This is a genomic window from Clostridium saccharobutylicum DSM 13864 (assembly GCF_000473995.1).
Taxonomy (GTDB): domain Bacteria; phylum Bacillota; class Clostridia; order Clostridiales; family Clostridiaceae; genus Clostridium; species Clostridium saccharobutylicum.
The window spans coordinates 591,899-607,981 of record NC_022571.1 but is presented as its reverse complement, the minus strand read 5'-3'; the positions used below and the strand labels follow the sequence as shown (position 1 = coordinate 607,981).

The window sequence follows — 16,083 nt, the reverse complement described above, 5'->3', positions numbered from 1 at the left end:
TTAGCTTACAATATATTTTACCTTTCAGTTTTATAAATTATAAAATTTGAATTTAAGCACAATCAAAAAATAAAAAGTTCCATTTGTTATGCCATTTTACATCATCATCCATCAGCAAATTTCTTAATAAACCTGTTATGAAGTCAATTTACATCCTTGCCTGACGAAAAATATTCATATCAACTTTGGACTTGTTATTTATTTTCATGTACCTTAATCTAAAATATCATTTAGAAATATTTTCATATAACATTATGTACAACAATTTATAATAAATATCATCTTAGGCACATAAAAGAAAATAAAAAGTCTAAAATACCCTGATTATTTTTTTGAATGTGCCTTATATATAGATTTTCCTATAATTTCATTTTTATTTATAATTTAATTGCATAAAAAATAGCCAATACTTTATTACTTAAGTACTGGCTATTTTCATATTATAGATAAAATAGTTATCTAATAATCTTTATTCTATGCAAAATATCTATCTAATAATCCCTTGAATGCTTTTCCATGTCTAGCTTCATCTTTGCACATTTCATGTACTGTATCATGAATTGCATCTAAATTTAATTTCTTAGCTAAAGTAGCTAAATCCTTTTTACCTTGGCAAGCACCATGTTCAGCATTTACTCTAGCTTCTAAATTAGCCTTTGTATCTGCAACTACTACTTCACCTAACATTTCAGCAAATTTTGCTGCATGTTCTGCTTCTTCAAACGCTATTCTTTTATAAGCTTCAGCAACTTCAGGATATCCTTCTCTATCTGCTTGTCTTGACATTGCTAAATACATACCAACTTCTGTACATTCTCCAGCAAAATTTGCTTGTAATCCTTCAATTATTTCTTTATCTACACCATTAGCTACTCCAATTACATGTTCATCAGCAAAAGCTAAATCTCCACTTTGTTCTATAAACTTATCTGCTCCAACTCCACACACTGGACATTTTTCTGGAGCTGCTTCTCCTTCATAAATATAACCACACACTGTACAAACGAATTTTTTCATAATATTTTCCTCCTAAAACTTCTAAATTTATTTATTTTTATTTTTATTTATTTATCCATGTTAATTTCTTCCTTAGTACATTTATTATTATATAATAATAATTATCCGTTGTAAATAGTTTTTTAAAATTTCTTAAATAGTTTTTTAAAATTTCTTAAATAGTTTTTCTCAATAGCCTTTTTACTTTTAGTAAAATCAAATATAATATAGAATTGAAGATAAAACACATTTTTGATTGTGCGCAAGTACGTATTAATGTAAGGAGAAAAACAAATGTTAAAAGAAGGTTTAATAATATTACTTTTCCTAACAGTACTAATTGGATTTATATTTTTACTTTATTACATGGGAATTTTAAAACGTAAAGTAGTAGTAACAATCGTCGATGTTTTGCCATTAGGCCTATTTAAAGATACCAGTACAAACTTAGAAGAACAAATATTAGAAGACCATGATCACGAAAATTCTAATAGTGATGAACTTAATCTTATTAAACTCGACAACGAAAATTCAATAAATGAATTACAGGAAAACTCTAATTCAAAATCTTTAGAACTGTTTGAAGAAAATAGTATTCAAGAAATTAAAAATGAAGAAATTGTGTATTGGACTCCTCAAGGGAAACATTATCACAAAACAAAAAATTGTAGAACTTTGCTAAGAAGTAAAGTAGTTAATAGTGGTTCAATAGAGGAAAGTGGAAAATTAACTGGATGCAATCAATGCAATTAGTTAATTAAATTTATAAAGTGATGTTAAGGAATATAAATAACATATAATTTATATTCCTTAGCATCACTTTATATTCTTTTTATATAAGTTTAAATCAAATGCCGCTTTATCAATTGTCATTCCTATTTCATACTGATTATATTCTTTTGAAAGCATTGATATAAAATCCTCATATATTATAAATAGCCTTAAATATTTATATTTAAGGCTATTTGAGAATTCTGATTTCAACTCTGAATTATCACTATATTTTTTAACTAGCTGTAATGATTTATTTAAATCTTTTGTGGTTGTATCTAAATCATATAATAACTTTTTCAAGCGTTCTTTATTCAATTCCAAGTACCTCCTGATCTAATATTCTCCAAAATTCTTCATTATCTTTATATAAATTATCGTAAAAGATTATAGTCTCATCCAAAAGATAGTCTTTTAAAACAACAAACTTACTATTTAATGCACTAATCTTTATAAGATTATTTATATTTTCATCATTTATATCGATTAAATCTATATCTCTATCTAAGAGTTCTTCTAATTTTTGAGTTAGTATTAATTCATCATTAAATGATATAGGGGTTTTTGAAATAATTGCAATGTCCACATCAGATTCTGGTGTAAAATCTCCATTTGCTAAACTACCAAAAATAATAACATTAGTTATGCCTCTATTTATAAATAGGTCTTTAAAACATTGGCTATTAACAATACTTAAGATAAGAGTTTTATCTTTTGAACTATTCATTTTATTTTCATTAAACATAAAATTTCCCCTTTGATGCAATATTAATTATATTATAGCCAAAATCAAATCATTATTCCATGAATGTACTCTTAAAAATAATTTTCCAACTCACTAAATTTCACTTAGGTTAAAACTATACTTCATATTAATTTATCTATCATCTATACTAATATATCAGCTTATTTAATAAGTTCAGCATTGTTATTATCATCACTAATTGTAATAATATCAATTTTTTTATCTAAAAATACAGAAAACTTAGTGACTCCACTTTTTTTAATAACTATATTTAAATTAGGAATAACGCTCGATAATTCTTTTTTTAATTCTCCAATGTTCATCTTTGATACTCGTTTCTTATTAAATATTACAACTATTTTATTTTCAATTTCTTTAATATTTTCCGGCATAATATTTTTCAGAGCAACCCAGTACTTGTTTTCTTTATTACTTAAAGTAAGACTATCAAACTCCTTTAGCAATTCAGATAATTTTGTATAATGATAATTTCTCACATCAAAATCAGGAAACATATTATTTATCCTTTGCCCTATTTCTCCAAGATGCATAGTATCCATAGTACTGTCTAAAATCATATTAATAATAGTCTTTTCTATTATACTTTTTTTCGTAAATGATTTTTCTTCAAAATATTTTTTACTACTTTCATTATTGCCAACCTCTATATCTAATTTCTCATCTTCAAGTTCTATATCTTCATCTATGATATCTAAATAAATAAATTTTTCACAGGAAGCTCTAAATGATTCTGGAGTTTTTTGTTCTCCCATACCAATTACTAAATTTCCAGATTCGCGTAATCTTTTTGCCAGTTTATTAAAATCCGAATCACTTGATACAATGCAAAAACCATTTACCTTCTCTGAATACAATATATCCATTGCATCAATAACAAGACCTATATCTGAAGCATTCTTTCTTGAAGTATCATTGGATTGCATTATAGGAGTAAGTGAAAATTGAGAAGATTTTTCTAACCAAGATTTTAACCTTTCCTGAGTCCAATCACCATACATTCTCCGAATTGTAACCCTTCCATACTTTGTGAGTTCACCTAATATATTCTCAATATGTTTAGCACCAATATTATCTGCATCTATCAACAAAGCAATTGTTAATTCCTCCATAATGTTCCTCCTCTATACTAATAGCGCAATTATTGCATATTTAAATCCTTTACTTTACATTTCAACTCTATTCATCTTTTATTATTTTATCAAATTTTTAATAGTTTCATAATCATTTGTTTAGCATAGTCCCTTCTAATCATTCTTACAACATATATATATTCTATATTTTTACTTCTTTATATTTTCTCTTAACTTTAACACAATATAATAAATAAGCAAAACTTCCTTTTAAAATGCTTGATAACGCAATGCTTATCCAAATGCCATTTACTCCAAATGGTTTTATTAATATTAATGACATTGGAATTCTTAAAGCAGTGAATACCACACTTATAGTAGCAGGTATATTAGGCTTACCTATACCTGTGAATAAACCATTTGAAACCATTTCTAATGTACTAAATACCTGCGAAAAAGCTACCATTTGTAAATATGCTGCTGCAATCATAATTGTGTTTTCTTCTCTAATAAATAGTCTAATTAGCGGTTTATTTAAGAACAAAAATGCTAGTGCAATTATTAATGAATATATTATTCCAATCTTAAGAGCTCCATTATATCCTTCTTTTATTCTATTAAATTTCTTAGCTCCAAAATTTTGCCCAGTAAAACTTGAAACTGCCCCATTTAATCCACCAACAACCATATACATAACCGATTCAATTTCAAGCCCTATTTTTTGACCTGCTATTGCATCTGAGCCAAAAGAAGCTACAATTTTCGCTAGCATAATATTAATTATTGTAAATAAAATTCTTTGAAATACCATAGGCAAACCAAGTCTTATTATTTTTATTATCTTATTTTTATCTATTCCAGCTTGAAAATTAAATTTAAGTATTCCAGAAGACTTTACTAAATATACAATAAACATAATTATATTAGCAATTAACGTCGAAATAGCCGCTCCTAAAACTCCAAATTTAAAAGTGTAAATAAACATTGGATCAAGTATTATATTTAACGCTAAACCCAAAGCATTAATTTTAAGTGCTAATTTATTATTTCCAAAGCTCCCCAATATCCTTGCATAAAGAGTATTAAAAAATGTAAAAAATAAAATTGGACCATTTAAAGCCAAATAATAATAAGCATCTCTTTCAACAACAACATTTTCGATATGTAAAAATCCTATAAGTTCTTTTCCTACAAAAATCAATGCAGACCCCAAAATTAATCCCATCAATAAATTAATAAAAATTCCTGCATTAATATATTCCTTAACTTGATTATTATCCTTTCTTCCAATCCCCTGAGCTACTTTTATGCCAGCACCAATAACGACTAAAGAATTTATTGAGTATCCAAGTCCTATATAAAGACTTGAAGATCCAATACTTGCAACTGCATTGCTGCCTAATCCACCTACCCATAACATATCAACCAAGTTATAAGTGAATTGTAATAATGAACTTCCCATTATAGGCAAAGCTAAAGCTGTTATAACATTTATTACTTTTCCTTCAGTTAAATCTATTTTTTTCATTGTCTTCTCCATTTGCGTATTAGTTTATTAATTATATTTAAAGCTATAATAGTGTAATTTTATACTATTATAGCTTTATCTCATAGACTTTAAAATAAATATTTAGTTTTGAATATAGTTCTTCTGTCATTTTAACAACAAATTTATATAATGCTTTTTATAAAACAAATAAAATATTAATTCTAATACTGTATAAGCAACACCTGTAATCAATGCATATCGTATTTCATGTAAATTGCTAATTCCAATTGAAGCTATCTTTGAGTATATACAATAAGTTCCTAGGTACGTACCTAAAATGCATGGGAGTAAAAAAATTATGCTTAACTCTTTTGAAATATTTGATGAAATTTCTTTTTCTAAAACCCCTATTTTATTAAGTTTTTCGTATTTAATTTTTTCGTTATCAAATTCAGTTAAAAGCTTAAAATGTATTATTAAATTTGAAGAAATAAAAAATAAAATAAATACAAAGCATAATAAAAAGGTTAAAAATTGACTAGATTCTTTTAATAATTTGTAATCAATAATTTTTGAAACTGGCTTAAATTGTCTTCTGTCATCATTGGTACTGCCAAAAAATTGTTTTGTATTTATTTTGTTGTAATTTTCTAATTCATCCGTTAAATTATTCACTACAGTTTCAGTTTTAGTCCAATCATTAAAATTTATGAACTTAACATTTCCTATATATTTTGATTTTACTGAAGATTTTATTTCTTTATAGTCATCCTGATTAAATATTAAATAATGTGAATTATTTAATATTGGAATCTTATTAAATAATATTTTTTCTAATTTTTCTTGTAAAATATATGTTGTATTATTTATGGTATAATTTTCAATTTCTTGTTCATTATGAACATAACCATCATTTCTATTTATTTGAAGTAAACAAATATACTTGCCCCTTTCTACATTAAAATTGCTTCCAAGTAAATTATTTAATGATTTATCTGATATCATTACTGTAGACCCTTGTACAACAATTTCTAAGCTATTTATTGATTCTACCTTTACATCATTACTTTTAAGTGTGTTATTTAATGTATCCTCCGATATTTCATTTTTTCCATATATTTCTGCATAAGCTAAATCATATGGGTTTTGTATTATAATATTGTTGTTAATGGATTCATTAGCTGAATAACTAAAACTTATAAAATAAAGTATCGAAGCAATAAGTGCAGTTATTGAAAAAATAATTTTTTTAGAATTTCCTATTGAATATTTTAAATTATTTATCCAGATTAAATTATCAAAAGAGTTTGATTTAAAGAATTTTTTAATAAACCAATGTAAATTAGAAATTAACAAATATAATCCAATTAAATTTATTAATATAACTGCAAAAAATGAAAATGAAAATCTATTATCAAACACGCGAATATATGGAATTAACATAAAAATCACGCCCAAAACTCCAAAGAAAGGATTTCCAGAAAAATTGTTATCAGCTTTATGTTGAGCCTTTAATAAATTTATAATTTGATAAAGTGGAATAAATATACAACTTTTTAATATCATTATTAAATTTACCAAACTTAAAAATACTATTGTATATAAATAACTCTTTAAATTTATTGAAAAATCTATTTTCAAATTTGCTAATTGAGATACAACAAAATAAAATACCTTTGACAAACATGTTCCTAAAAAAAGTCCAACTAAAACAGATATAATAGCAATTATTATATTTTCTAATAATATAATTTTTCTTATATCATTTTCAGTCATCCCTATTATCATAAAGAGCGCAAAATCCTTTTTTCTAAATTTAATAAAATAATTATGTGCATAAATTATGAAACAAGTGGCAAATATAAATAGAACTAATGTAGGGGCAAAGAGATTTCCTGAAATCGAACTATCTACTTTATAGGGATTGTTAAAATCTTTATTTGTATACAAAGTTAAGTATAAAAAAAGCACCATAGTAATAAATCCACTACATGCAAAATAAAGTGTATACCTTCTTATATTTGATTTAAACATTCTTATTGAAAGTTCCTTAAAGGTCATCTTTTTCATCTCCAATATTATTGAGATTTTCTAATATTTTATCAAAAAATATTTGCTTATCATTATCATTGTTAGTAATCTCTGAATGAATTAATCCATCCTTAATAAAAATTATTCTTTTACAATAGCTCGCAGTAAATGGATCATGCGTTACAACTAATATTGTATTTTTATTTTCTAGATTCAATCTTTCAAAATAATTCATTACAATATTGGAAGACTTCCAATCTAAATTACCAGTTGGCTCATCCGCAAATATAATATCAGGTTTATTAATTATAGCTCTACCAATAGCTGCTCTTTGTTGCTGCCCACCTGAAACCAAATAAGGATATTTATGTTTAACATTAACTATATTAAACATAGTCATAACTTTATTTACTTTTTTATACCTTTCCTCTGATTCATATGATTCCAAGCTTAATGGCAACATAATATTTTCTTCTAGCGTTAAACTATCTAATAAATTAAAATCTTGAAATACAAATCCCAAATGCTTACGTCTAAATAATGTCATTTCATGCTTAGACATATCTTTTACACTTTGTCCTAAAATTTCAATTTCCCCAGCTGTCGGTTTTGATATTCCACTAAGTACATTTAATAAAGTAGTTTTACCACTCCCTGATGGTCCCATTATACCAACAAATTCACCTTGTCCTACTGTAAAATCAATACCATTAAGTGCATTAGTTTTATTTGTATTATTTTTATAAGTTTTTTTTAATTTTTTTACTTTTAAGACTAACATAATTCCTCCCTTTTCTATATATGTTACAATAATAGAATTACATTTAAAAAATTATTAGATATAAAAATTTATATAATAACATCTATCCTTTTTATTAAATTACATTGCTATAACTTTAATAATCAATCGATAATATTGTAATAAACATTTACCCTACCTATAACTTCTTATTATAATTTAGAAAAAGTGTAACTATACTTGTAATTATATAGTTACACTTTTTCTAAATTAAGTAAATACATTTTTCACCATGTATAATTAAGAATAAAAAGTATATTTTATCATTTAATTTAATTATAAATATATCACTAAATATTTATTTCAACGCAATTTTGTACATATAATTTAATTATCTATGATTTTACTAAAGCAATCATAAGCGTTATAGAAGCTAAAACTAGATATGACTTTATCACTAAATCTTCTAGTTTAATAAATGAGTAGTTTTAAATGAATAATTTACATCAAAAAATTCAACACTAAATTTCTAAATTCTTTTTTATTGCTAAACATAGCTGGATGATTTCCATACTTAAAAATAACTAATTTAGAATTTTCTATTTTCGAATTAATGTTTTTTAATATATTTTCAATATTAGGTATTAAATCATCCTTCAAACTTCCTGTAATTAATATATCATTTTTTATATTATTAAGATTACACTCGAAAAAATCACCTTTTTCTCTTGCAAAGTTCATAATTAAATTTGTATTTTGATCAATAACATATTTCCAATCAAAACCATGCATCATAAACCAAAATAACTTTGAGCTTAACTTATTTTTTGCTATTTTTCTATCAACTAAAATTTTTTCAGCAAACTCATAAGGTAAATTTTCTCCCATAAAGCTATCTATAATTATTTTATTGAATAAGTTTGAATTCTCTAATGCTGCATTTAACGCAACAATAGCACCACCGCTTGTACCTAATAAATTAACATTGTTAACACCTATATATTTGCATAACCCAATAACTACCATTGCATTAAAATGCCAATAATTTAAAGGTAATTCATCTACTCTTTTAGATTTTCCCTGTCCTACTAAATCTAGCAAAATCACCTTGAAATTTTTAGAATAGAATTTTAATTCTGGTATAAACATTTTTGAAGAAGCTGTATCCCCATGTATGATAACTAAAGGTTTTCCTTCACCATATACTTTGTAATAAATATCAAAATTTTGATATTTAAAATAAGACATTTCTTACCTCCCAGTAATAATAAACATTATAAATTTTCTGTATAGTCTATACTGGAGATTTAATACTCACTCTTACACATAGACTATTAAAGTCCATTAAAAATTCCCATTACAATACCGCCTCTCTCATAACTTGTGTTTTATATATATTTACATTTCACGTATATTATAGCACGAACTACAAAATTAAATTATTTAGATTATTTTTTGAATGTTCATTTTTATATTATAGACAGCTCTAGTACTTTTCTAAATTAATTTTGATAGTTTATATGGCAAATATAATCTTAATGACTATCTTTATTAACTTATTATTTCTTTTTATTCCTATATTTTTGCGTTTTATGTCATTTCTATTGAATTTTGTTTTAATATATAGTATTTTTATACAATATAAAATATTATGAAAGAGGTTAAAATGATAAAAAGTTTTTCAACTTTAATATGTAAACATTTAAAAAAAAATAATAGTTCTTTAACAAAAACAGATTTACTAAAAATGCAGTATACTTTAGAAGTGATTTTAGGAGATATAAGTAAATTATCACTTATATTCATAATATTTTTGTTTTTTAATGAAATACCACTTTTTTTCTTGATTTTTGTTATTTTAATTTCAACAAGAACATTAGGGGGAGGTATTCATTGTAAAACTTATACTTCATGTTTAATTGTAAGTACAATTTACTTTTTATCAATATTACTATTTAGTAAATCAGCTATACAATTAAATATTAATTTTTATATAGTTTTTTTTATAATATCATTCATTATTACATTAACTTATGCTCCTTGTAAAAATGAAAAAAGACCAATAAAAAATAAAACGACATTAAAGATATTATCTTTAATATCGCTTACATTTTGGTCTATATTATTTTTTAAACTATCAGATTCTAAAATATATAATTGTATATTTTTAAGTATATTAATACAAATCATTCAATTAATTATCGTTAATATAAAAGGAGTTGTTCGAAATGCAAAAATCTATAAATATTTTTTCAGCCATACTACTTAATTTATTTAATCTAGTATCAAAATCAAGTTGTGGTGGTATGTATGGTGAACCAGATTATCCTGAAGAATTATTAAAATAAAAATCAAATTTAATTTTTCCGGATTCTATATTTACCTTTATAAAACCTTTATGTAAATTAATTATTTTTTTTACATTATATAACCCATAACCTCTGGTACCTATATTTTTAGTTGAAAAACCTCTTTCAAACATCTCATTTAAATTAAGATCATTAACATTAGCTATTTGATTTTTAATTATTAAATGAGATTCTTTATTTCTATTAACAATTTCTAATTTAATATTTTTATTAATACATTCTTCTTTTATTACCTCGTCAAAAGCATTATTCAATAAATTATTTAATATATTAGACAATTCCTGATAACTCAATATATCATCCAAAACATTATTTTCTATTTTATATTGCAGATTAACATTATATTTTTTAGCTTTACACATATTTCTATATAATATAGATTTAATAACTGCATTATCAATATATATAAGTTCATTTATCTTATAATCATATTCATCCTCATCTTTCATATAATTATAAATTGCTTCCCTCAGTTCTTTTTCATCTAAAACTTCCATCATACCTTTTATTGTATTTTTATAATTAACGAAATCATGTTGTCTTTGTTTTATTTCTTGAACTATTTCATTTATAGCAACATTATATTCATTAGATATTTTTAACTTTTCTGTTTCTTTTGTTATTTCAATAATATGAAAATATGTTAACGTTTGACAAAATATCAGTATAATCCAAATAACTGCTACAATAAACATGTTATTTAAAATTATATTAGAATCATATTCCCAAATAATTTTAAATAACATAGTATATATAATACAAGTTGAAGCTAAATAAACCAAAATATTATTATTTATTTTTTCAAATGTAATTTTCCTATTTTTATTTAGCTTTAAAAAAATAATGGAAATAACTAATATTATTACTTCTATAACAATTCCTTTAAGTGTATAGTTCGTAATAAATGGTCTAATAATTATTGTAAATGTTAGTTGCAGAGCCATATCTACAAGCATTATAAAAAAATATATTAATACACATTCTATTAAATTTGAGTTATATATAATTTTTAATACTGTAATATACACTATATATATTAATATAAAATTAAGTTTTAATTGTTCAATTGCTGCAACTAAACTAGCAATAATAAGTATAGCTAACAACTGTTTAAATACATTAACTTTACTTTTATTATTTATTGTTTTCCATAAACAAAATACAATTGTTGTATCTAAAGCATCCATAATAAAATTGCCTAGCATAATATCACTTTTCCTTTTTTGAATTCATCTATTACATTATTCTTAAATTTATATCCTAAAAGTGCAGTTTTAGAAGAATTATTAAAATACACCGCACTTAATTTAATATCAATCTTTTCTATTTTAGATATGTAATCCTTATTTACCGCAAAAGATCTATGACTTTGGATAATATCGTCACAATCAATTAATTTCATAATCTTCTTTAGACTCATATTATTAGCAATATACAAACCATTAATAGTATTTACTTCACAATTCTTACCTATAACCTCTATAAAAATAATCTCCCTTATTTTAATTCCTACATATATACCACTTTTCAAAGTTATAACTAATTCTTTCTCTTCTACTTTATCTTTATAACTGCTCTCATTAAGTATAAGCTTATTTAACATAACTTGTACCTCTTTATGATCATATGGTTTTAATATGTAATCATAGCAATGTGTTTTCTTAAATGCTTGTGTAATATATGCCATATGAGTTGTTAGAAAAATGATTTGCCTAAATTCATATTTAGATATACTTCTAATTTTCATCGCAAGATCTAATCCTGAAGATTGTTTTAGGTTAATGTCTATTAAAAACATATTAATGTCATTATTTTGAATTATATTTAAAGCTGTTGCTTCACTATCGGCCTCATATATTTTTATAAATTCAGATATTGAAAGAAGCATTTTTTTTAAAATATTTCTTTCCTCAATATTATCTTCTACTAAAATAACAGAATACAAAAAACATCACTCCCATCTATTTCTATAATACAATATTATTACATATTATACAATTTAATTGAAAAAAAGAGTTATTATTTTTATTACTTTTATTATTTACATACTTATTTCTACGTATTTTTCATTATCTTCACTTTAAAAATTAACTATTAGTTATTTCATATAGCTATATGTTTTTTAATTCAAATATTATTTATCTTCTAAAATTATTTATTTTGCTAAAACACAAAAAAGGCAAACTTTCTCTTTTCTCAAAAAAGTTTGCCCCTTATTGCTGATCACAAAATAGTATTGACTAGTATATGGCTATGATCGATTCTGAAGAATATATGTATAAACCAATTTAATAAATAACTAGTTTTTTTAAATAAAAAAAAGCCGTAACACACTGTGCTACGACAATTATGGCAGGGGCACTAGGATTTGAACCCAGAACCAATGGTTTTGGAGACCACTACTCTACCGTTGAGCCATACCCCTTCACGACATAAACGATTATATAATATAATTTTAAATAAATCAACAAGTTTTTTTATTTTTTTTAAAAAACTTGTTGAATCTTATAACCTATATATTATTATTACATATAATTTAATTTTTAATACATATTATAATTAACAATTATTATGCCACGCTTCCAGTTGAACTCTTATCTGCTGGTTTTGCCCATTTTGCTAATTCATCTATGTTATATAAAATCAAGTCATCAAAAGACCAATCTCCATAATATTTCCATAACTTTATTGTATTATATCCAGACAAATTTATTTTTGGATCTTGTTCTCCATCTACTATAACAATAACTTTTTTAGGATCTAAATTATTGCTTTTTATAAATTCACCCAGTTCATGATTATTAAGTTCTTTAATATTTAAGTTCAAGGATTTAGTCAAATAATCAAAATCATGATTTAATGTTATAAATGTATAGTCACTAAGCGATTTTATCTTATCATCATAAGATTTTAATTTATCATTAAATTCTTTAATTGCAATATTATAATTCTTTTCATAAAAATCTCTATTTTTAGGATCTCTATCTTCAATAGCTGCCTTTACATTGCATAACGCTATTTTATATTCGTCTATACCCTCAAAGTAATAAGGATTTTCCTTAGTTGCACCTTCATCATAATTTAAAAGTCTTACTCCTCTGGATAAATTAATTATTCCTAGATTTCCTTTTGTCAATTCACTAATAAATGAATTAGCCCAAGGTTCAAAAGTAGCTCCAGAATATATAAATAAATCCATATTTGATACGTTTTCCAAAACACTTGCATTATATTTAAATTCACTGATTTCCTTTTCATCAGTAAACATATATTGAACGTTGTGCTTGTCCTTTATAATTTTCTTTACCATATCATATTGCGGCTTATTCACAGTCATTATATTTAAATATTTATCTCTCATTTCAGCATTACTTTTATTCTCAGTATTTGCTAGCAAAGGACTTGAAAATACACTCATTCCTAAAGACAATACTATAGTTATTAATACCATAGCAAATGTAATCTTCTTCAAAATAAGTCACCCCCGAAAAAATCAGATTACTTTTCATAAAAACTTTATTTTCACGTTAATCAATCTTACATTTATTATTTATCTGTCACGTTCATTTATATACTTATTTTAACCTTATACTATTTATTAATTCACTTTATGTGCATCCAAATTTTATCGAAAAAATCAATTTAAGTCAACATTCATGTAAATTAATTATCTATCATTTTAATTCTAATATGCATTTACATCTATTATACCAACTAATTACAAATAAATATATATAAATTTATTACAATTTTATGTAGCTTTAAACTGCAATTGAATATTCTAAAAATCATCATAAATTCTATTTCGTAAAGTTGTTATAGATAAATAAATCCCAATTTTAGATTTATCATACAACTTACTGAAATAAACTTTATTCTTTATTCTTTTTTTGGGTTGTTATACAACTGGACTATAGATTTCTATCTAGCTTTGATAAATAAATCAATAATAACATTTATTAATTTGCTTTTATGAAAATTTGATATAAAATAAAAGAATGAGAAATTTTATATAAGGTACAATCAAAATGTGCCTAAAATTATCTTACATTCATTCTCTTTAAAAGTTTGAAGGAGGTATTCCATGAAATTTGAAATTAATAGTGTAGCTGAAACTACTCAATTAGGAATAAAATTAGGAAAGTTATTAAATGCTGGTGATATAATCTGTTTAACTGGAGATTTAGGCACTGGTAAAACCCACATTACAAAAGGAATAGCAAAAGGCTTAGGTATAGATGAGACTATTACAAGTCCAACTTTTACTATTGTAAATGAATATGATAGTGGACGTTTAAAATTAAATCACTTCGATGTTTATAGAGTAAGTGATCCTGATGAAGTTTATGCTATTGGATTTGATGATTACATATTTTCAGATGCTGTATCTGTTATAGAATGGGCAAATTATATAGAAGAAATTCTACCTAAAGATTTACTTCATATATATATAGAAAAAGATCTTGCTAAAGGTGAAGATTACAGAAAAATAATATTAACTCCTTATGGAGAAAGATATAATTATATAAAGGAGCTGACAATATGATTGTATTAGCTGTAGATTCCTCTTCTAAAGTTGCAACTGTAGCTTTAATGAAAGATGATAAATTACTTGGCGAAATTACTTTGAATGATAAAAAAGAACATTCTGTTATATTAATGACTATAATTGAAGATTTATTAAAATTTAATAATTTAACTATTGATGATATTGATGGCTATGTTGTTTCTAAGGGGCCTGGTTCCTTTACTGGACTTAGAATAGGAATGGCAACAGTAAAAGGACTTAGCTTTGGAAGCGGTAAACCTTATGTTAGCCTATCCAGCTTAGACGCTTTAGCATTTAGCGTTGCTAATTTTGATGGACTTATCTGTCCAATAATGGATGCTCTAAGAAATAGCGTTTATACTTCATTATATAAGAGTTGCAATGGTTCACTTGAAAAACTTATGGATTATTCTGCACTTGATATGGATGAACTTGTAGAAATAATTAAGTCTAAAGGAGAAAAAGTAATATTTATTGGAGATGGATTAGATAAATACAAAGATTATCTAATTGAAAATTGTCCAAATTGTTACTTCCCTCCAAATCACTTAAATTTAGTTCGTGCATCATCTCTAGGTGAAATAGGTAGTAAATTGCTAAGAGATGGTCAATTTGATGATCCTAACTCCACTCCATTCTATTTAAAGAAGCCACAAGCTGAGAGAGAATATGAACAAAGGATGCAATTAAGAAATGAATGTAACTGTTGATTTAATGGAAGAGGAAGATATTGATGGAGTTTTAGATATCAGTTCCTTAAGTTTTTCTCTTCCTTGGAGCAAGGAATCCTATATTCAAGAATTAAATAATCCAATAGCACATTACTTTGTTGCAAGATGTGATGATATAGTAGTAGGATTTGTTGGTACTTGGATTATATTAGACGAATCTCATATAACAAATATAGCTGTTCACCCTAACTATAGAACGCAAGGAATTGCTTCTAAATTATTAGATGAATTGCTAACATACTGTAAGTCTAAGGGATGTATTGCTTATACTCTTGAGGTAAGAGCTAGCAATGAAAATGCTCAAAAGCTTTATCTTAAACATGGTTTTAAAAAAGATGGAGTTAGAAAAGGATATTATGAAGACAATAAAGAAGATGCCATATTAATGTGGCTAAGAGAAAGTTAAAATTCTTAATAACATTTAAACTTATAGTAAAGCGATTAAGCAACTAAAAAATATCACTTATTTAGATATATATGCATAAGTTTAATAAAAAATAAAATACATATAAATTGCTTAGATTCTATATAAATCTCTTTGCAATTTATATGTATTTTTTAATTTAATTCTT

The 16,083-nt window shown here is 24.5% G+C and carries 17 protein-coding genes and 1 tRNA gene; 6 read left to right on the top strand and 12 right to left on the bottom strand.

Going from position 1 to position 16,083, the window contains the following annotated elements:
* Positions 1-474: 474 nt before the first annotated feature.
* Positions 475-1,017 (bottom strand): NADH peroxidase, encoded by a 543-nt coding sequence (locus CLSA_RS02870; protein WP_022743889.1) that lies wholly within the window; start codon positions 1,015-1,017, stop codon positions 475-477.
* A gap of 273 nt (positions 1,018-1,290) precedes the next feature.
* On the opposite strand from CLSA_RS02870, the gene CLSA_RS02865 reads away from it, so the two are divergent.
* The gene (locus tag CLSA_RS02865; RefSeq protein WP_022743888.1) at positions 1,291-1,749 is read left to right on the top strand and encodes a hypothetical protein; all 459 of its coding nucleotides are present in this window, start codon (positions 1,291-1,293) and stop codon (positions 1,747-1,749) included.
* Positions 1,750-1,812: 63 nt separating this feature from the next.
* Here CLSA_RS02865 and CLSA_RS02860 read toward each other — a convergent pair whose 3' ends face one another.
* The 7 genes from CLSA_RS02860 to CLSA_RS02830 all read right to left on the bottom strand — a co-directional run bounded on the left by CLSA_RS02860 (position 1,813) and on the right by CLSA_RS02830 (position 9,110).
* On the bottom strand, positions 1,813-2,085 hold the full coding sequence (locus tag CLSA_RS02860) for a hypothetical protein (RefSeq protein WP_022743887.1): 273 nt from the start codon (positions 2,083-2,085) through the stop codon (positions 1,813-1,815).
* Complete coding sequence (locus CLSA_RS21910; RefSeq protein ID WP_022743886.1) at positions 2,078-2,512, bottom strand: nucleotidyltransferase family protein; 435 nt, start codon at positions 2,510-2,512, stop codon at positions 2,078-2,080. Before CLSA_RS21910 ends, CLSA_RS02860 begins: the two co-directional genes overlap by 8 nt.
* Before the next feature lie 161 nt (positions 2,513-2,673).
* Positions 2,674-3,642, bottom strand: coding sequence for an NYN domain-containing protein (locus CLSA_RS02850; protein WP_022743885.1), 969 nt, complete (start codon positions 3,640-3,642; stop codon positions 2,674-2,676).
* Positions 3,643-3,805: 163 nt separating this feature from the next.
* Entirely contained in the window at positions 3,806-5,131 is a 1,326-nt protein-coding gene (locus tag CLSA_RS02845; RefSeq protein WP_022743884.1) for an MATE family efflux transporter, read from the bottom strand.
* Between the two features lie 126 nt (positions 5,132-5,257).
* Positions 5,258-7,126, bottom strand: a complete 1,869-nt coding sequence (locus tag CLSA_RS02840; RefSeq protein WP_257788102.1) for an FtsX-like permease family protein — start codon at positions 7,124-7,126, stop codon at positions 5,258-5,260.
* A 16-nt stretch (positions 7,127-7,142) separates the two neighbouring features.
* Positions 7,143-7,904, bottom strand: coding sequence for an ABC transporter ATP-binding protein (locus CLSA_RS02835; protein ID WP_022743882.1), 762 nt, complete (start codon positions 7,902-7,904; stop codon positions 7,143-7,145).
* A 459-nt stretch (positions 7,905-8,363) separates the two neighbouring features.
* Positions 8,364-9,110, bottom strand: coding sequence for an alpha/beta fold hydrolase (locus CLSA_RS02830; RefSeq protein ID WP_022743881.1), 747 nt, complete (start codon positions 9,108-9,110; stop codon positions 8,364-8,366).
* Between the two features lie 403 nt (positions 9,111-9,513).
* Here CLSA_RS02830 and CLSA_RS02825 point away from each other — a divergent pair, with 403 nt between their 5' ends.
* Positions 9,514-10,131, top strand: a complete 618-nt coding sequence (locus tag CLSA_RS02825; protein WP_335618166.1) for an accessory gene regulator B family protein — start codon at positions 9,514-9,516, stop codon at positions 10,129-10,131.
* Positions 10,091-10,210 carry a cyclic lactone autoinducer peptide gene (locus tag CLSA_RS22745; RefSeq protein WP_140395302.1) on the top strand — a complete coding sequence of 40 codons (120 nt, stop codon included), beginning with the start codon at positions 10,091-10,093 and terminating at the stop codon, positions 10,208-10,210. Before CLSA_RS02825 ends, CLSA_RS22745 begins: the two co-directional genes overlap by 41 nt.
* Here the strand turns inward: CLSA_RS22745 and CLSA_RS02820 are convergent.
* From CLSA_RS02820 to CLSA_RS02805, 4 genes are all read right to left on the bottom strand, one after another.
* Entirely contained in the window at positions 10,186-11,436 is a 1,251-nt protein-coding gene (locus tag CLSA_RS02820; RefSeq protein ID WP_022743879.1) for an ATP-binding protein, read from the bottom strand. The genes CLSA_RS22745 and CLSA_RS02820 overlap by 25 nt on opposite strands.
* The gene (locus tag CLSA_RS02815) at positions 11,430-12,176 is read right to left on the bottom strand and encodes a LytR/AlgR family response regulator transcription factor (protein WP_022743878.1); all 747 of its coding nucleotides are present in this window, start codon (positions 12,174-12,176) and stop codon (positions 11,430-11,432) included. The genes CLSA_RS02820 and CLSA_RS02815 overlap by 7 nt, the downstream gene beginning before the upstream one ends.
* Positions 12,177-12,581: 405 nt before the next feature.
* Positions 12,582-12,656 (bottom strand) — tRNA-Trp (locus CLSA_RS02810).
* A gap of 144 nt (positions 12,657-12,800) precedes the next feature.
* Positions 12,801-13,703 carry a metal ABC transporter substrate-binding protein gene (locus CLSA_RS02805; protein WP_022743877.1) on the bottom strand — a complete coding sequence of 301 codons (903 nt, stop codon included), beginning with the start codon at positions 13,701-13,703 and terminating at the stop codon, positions 12,801-12,803.
* Between the two features lie 612 nt (positions 13,704-14,315).
* On the opposite strand from CLSA_RS02805, the gene tsaE reads away from it, so the two are divergent.
* Genes tsaE through rimI form a run of 3 tightly spaced genes read left to right on the top strand, consistent with a single transcriptional unit; the run spans position 14,316 to position 15,917 of the window.
* Positions 14,316-14,777: a tRNA (adenosine(37)-N6)-threonylcarbamoyltransferase complex ATPase subunit type 1 TsaE gene (gene tsaE / locus CLSA_RS02800; protein ID WP_022743876.1), complete on the top strand. Its 462-nt coding sequence runs from the start codon at positions 14,316-14,318 to the stop codon at positions 14,775-14,777.
* The gene (tsaB, locus tag CLSA_RS02795) at positions 14,774-15,490 is read left to right on the top strand and encodes a tRNA (adenosine(37)-N6)-threonylcarbamoyltransferase complex dimerization subunit type 1 TsaB (RefSeq protein ID WP_022743875.1); all 717 of its coding nucleotides are present in this window, start codon (positions 14,774-14,776) and stop codon (positions 15,488-15,490) included. The genes tsaE and tsaB overlap by 4 nt, the downstream gene beginning before the upstream one ends.
* Positions 15,474-15,917: a ribosomal protein S18-alanine N-acetyltransferase gene (gene rimI / locus CLSA_RS02790; RefSeq protein ID WP_022743874.1), complete on the top strand. Its 444-nt coding sequence runs from the start codon at positions 15,474-15,476 to the stop codon at positions 15,915-15,917. Before tsaB ends, rimI begins: the two co-directional genes overlap by 17 nt.
* The last annotated feature ends 166 nt before the right edge of the window (positions 15,918-16,083 follow it).

What these genes read in the sequence shown, in the direction of transcription:
- CLSA_RS02870 (WP_022743889.1), bottom strand. Translation starts at nt 1,017, where the DNA reads ATGAAAAAATTCGTTTGTACAGTGTGTGGTTATATTTATGAAGGAGAA.
- CLSA_RS02865 (WP_022743888.1), top strand. Translation starts at nt 1,291, where the DNA reads ATGTTAAAAGAAGGTTTAATAATATTACTTTTCCTAACAGTACTAATT.
- CLSA_RS21910 (WP_022743886.1), bottom strand. Translation starts at nt 2,512, where the DNA reads ATGTTTAATGAAAATAAAATGAATAGTTCAAAAGATAAAACTCTTATC.
- CLSA_RS02850 (WP_022743885.1), bottom strand. Translation starts at nt 3,642, where the DNA reads ATGGAGGAATTAACAATTGCTTTGTTGATAGATGCAGATAATATTGGT.
- CLSA_RS02845 (WP_022743884.1), bottom strand. Translation starts at nt 5,131, where the DNA reads ATGAAAAAAATAGATTTAACTGAAGGAAAAGTAATAAATGTTATAACA.
- CLSA_RS02840 (WP_257788102.1), bottom strand. Translation starts at nt 7,126, where the DNA reads ATGTTTAAATCAAATATAAGAAGGTATACACTTTATTTTGCATGTAGT.
- CLSA_RS02835 (WP_022743882.1), bottom strand. Translation starts at nt 7,904, where the DNA reads ATGTTAGTCTTAAAAGTAAAAAAATTAAAAAAAACTTATAAAAATAAT.
- CLSA_RS02830 (WP_022743881.1), bottom strand. Translation starts at nt 9,110, where the DNA reads ATGTCTTATTTTAAATATCAAAATTTTGATATTTATTACAAAGTATAT.
- CLSA_RS02825 (WP_335618166.1), top strand. Translation starts at nt 9,514, where the DNA reads ATGAAAGAGGTTAAAATGATAAAAAGTTTTTCAACTTTAATATGTAAA.
- CLSA_RS22745 (WP_140395302.1), top strand. Translation starts at nt 10,091, where the DNA reads ATGCAAAAATCTATAAATATTTTTTCAGCCATACTACTTAATTTATTT.
- CLSA_RS02820 (WP_022743879.1), bottom strand. Translation starts at nt 11,436, where the DNA reads ATGCTAGGCAATTTTATTATGGATGCTTTAGATACAACAATTGTATTT.
- tsaE (WP_022743876.1), top strand. Translation starts at nt 14,316, where the DNA reads ATGAAATTTGAAATTAATAGTGTAGCTGAAACTACTCAATTAGGAATA.
- tsaB (WP_022743875.1), top strand. Translation starts at nt 14,774, where the DNA reads ATGATTGTATTAGCTGTAGATTCCTCTTCTAAAGTTGCAACTGTAGCT.
- rimI (WP_022743874.1), top strand. Translation starts at nt 15,474, where the DNA reads ATGAATGTAACTGTTGATTTAATGGAAGAGGAAGATATTGATGGAGTT.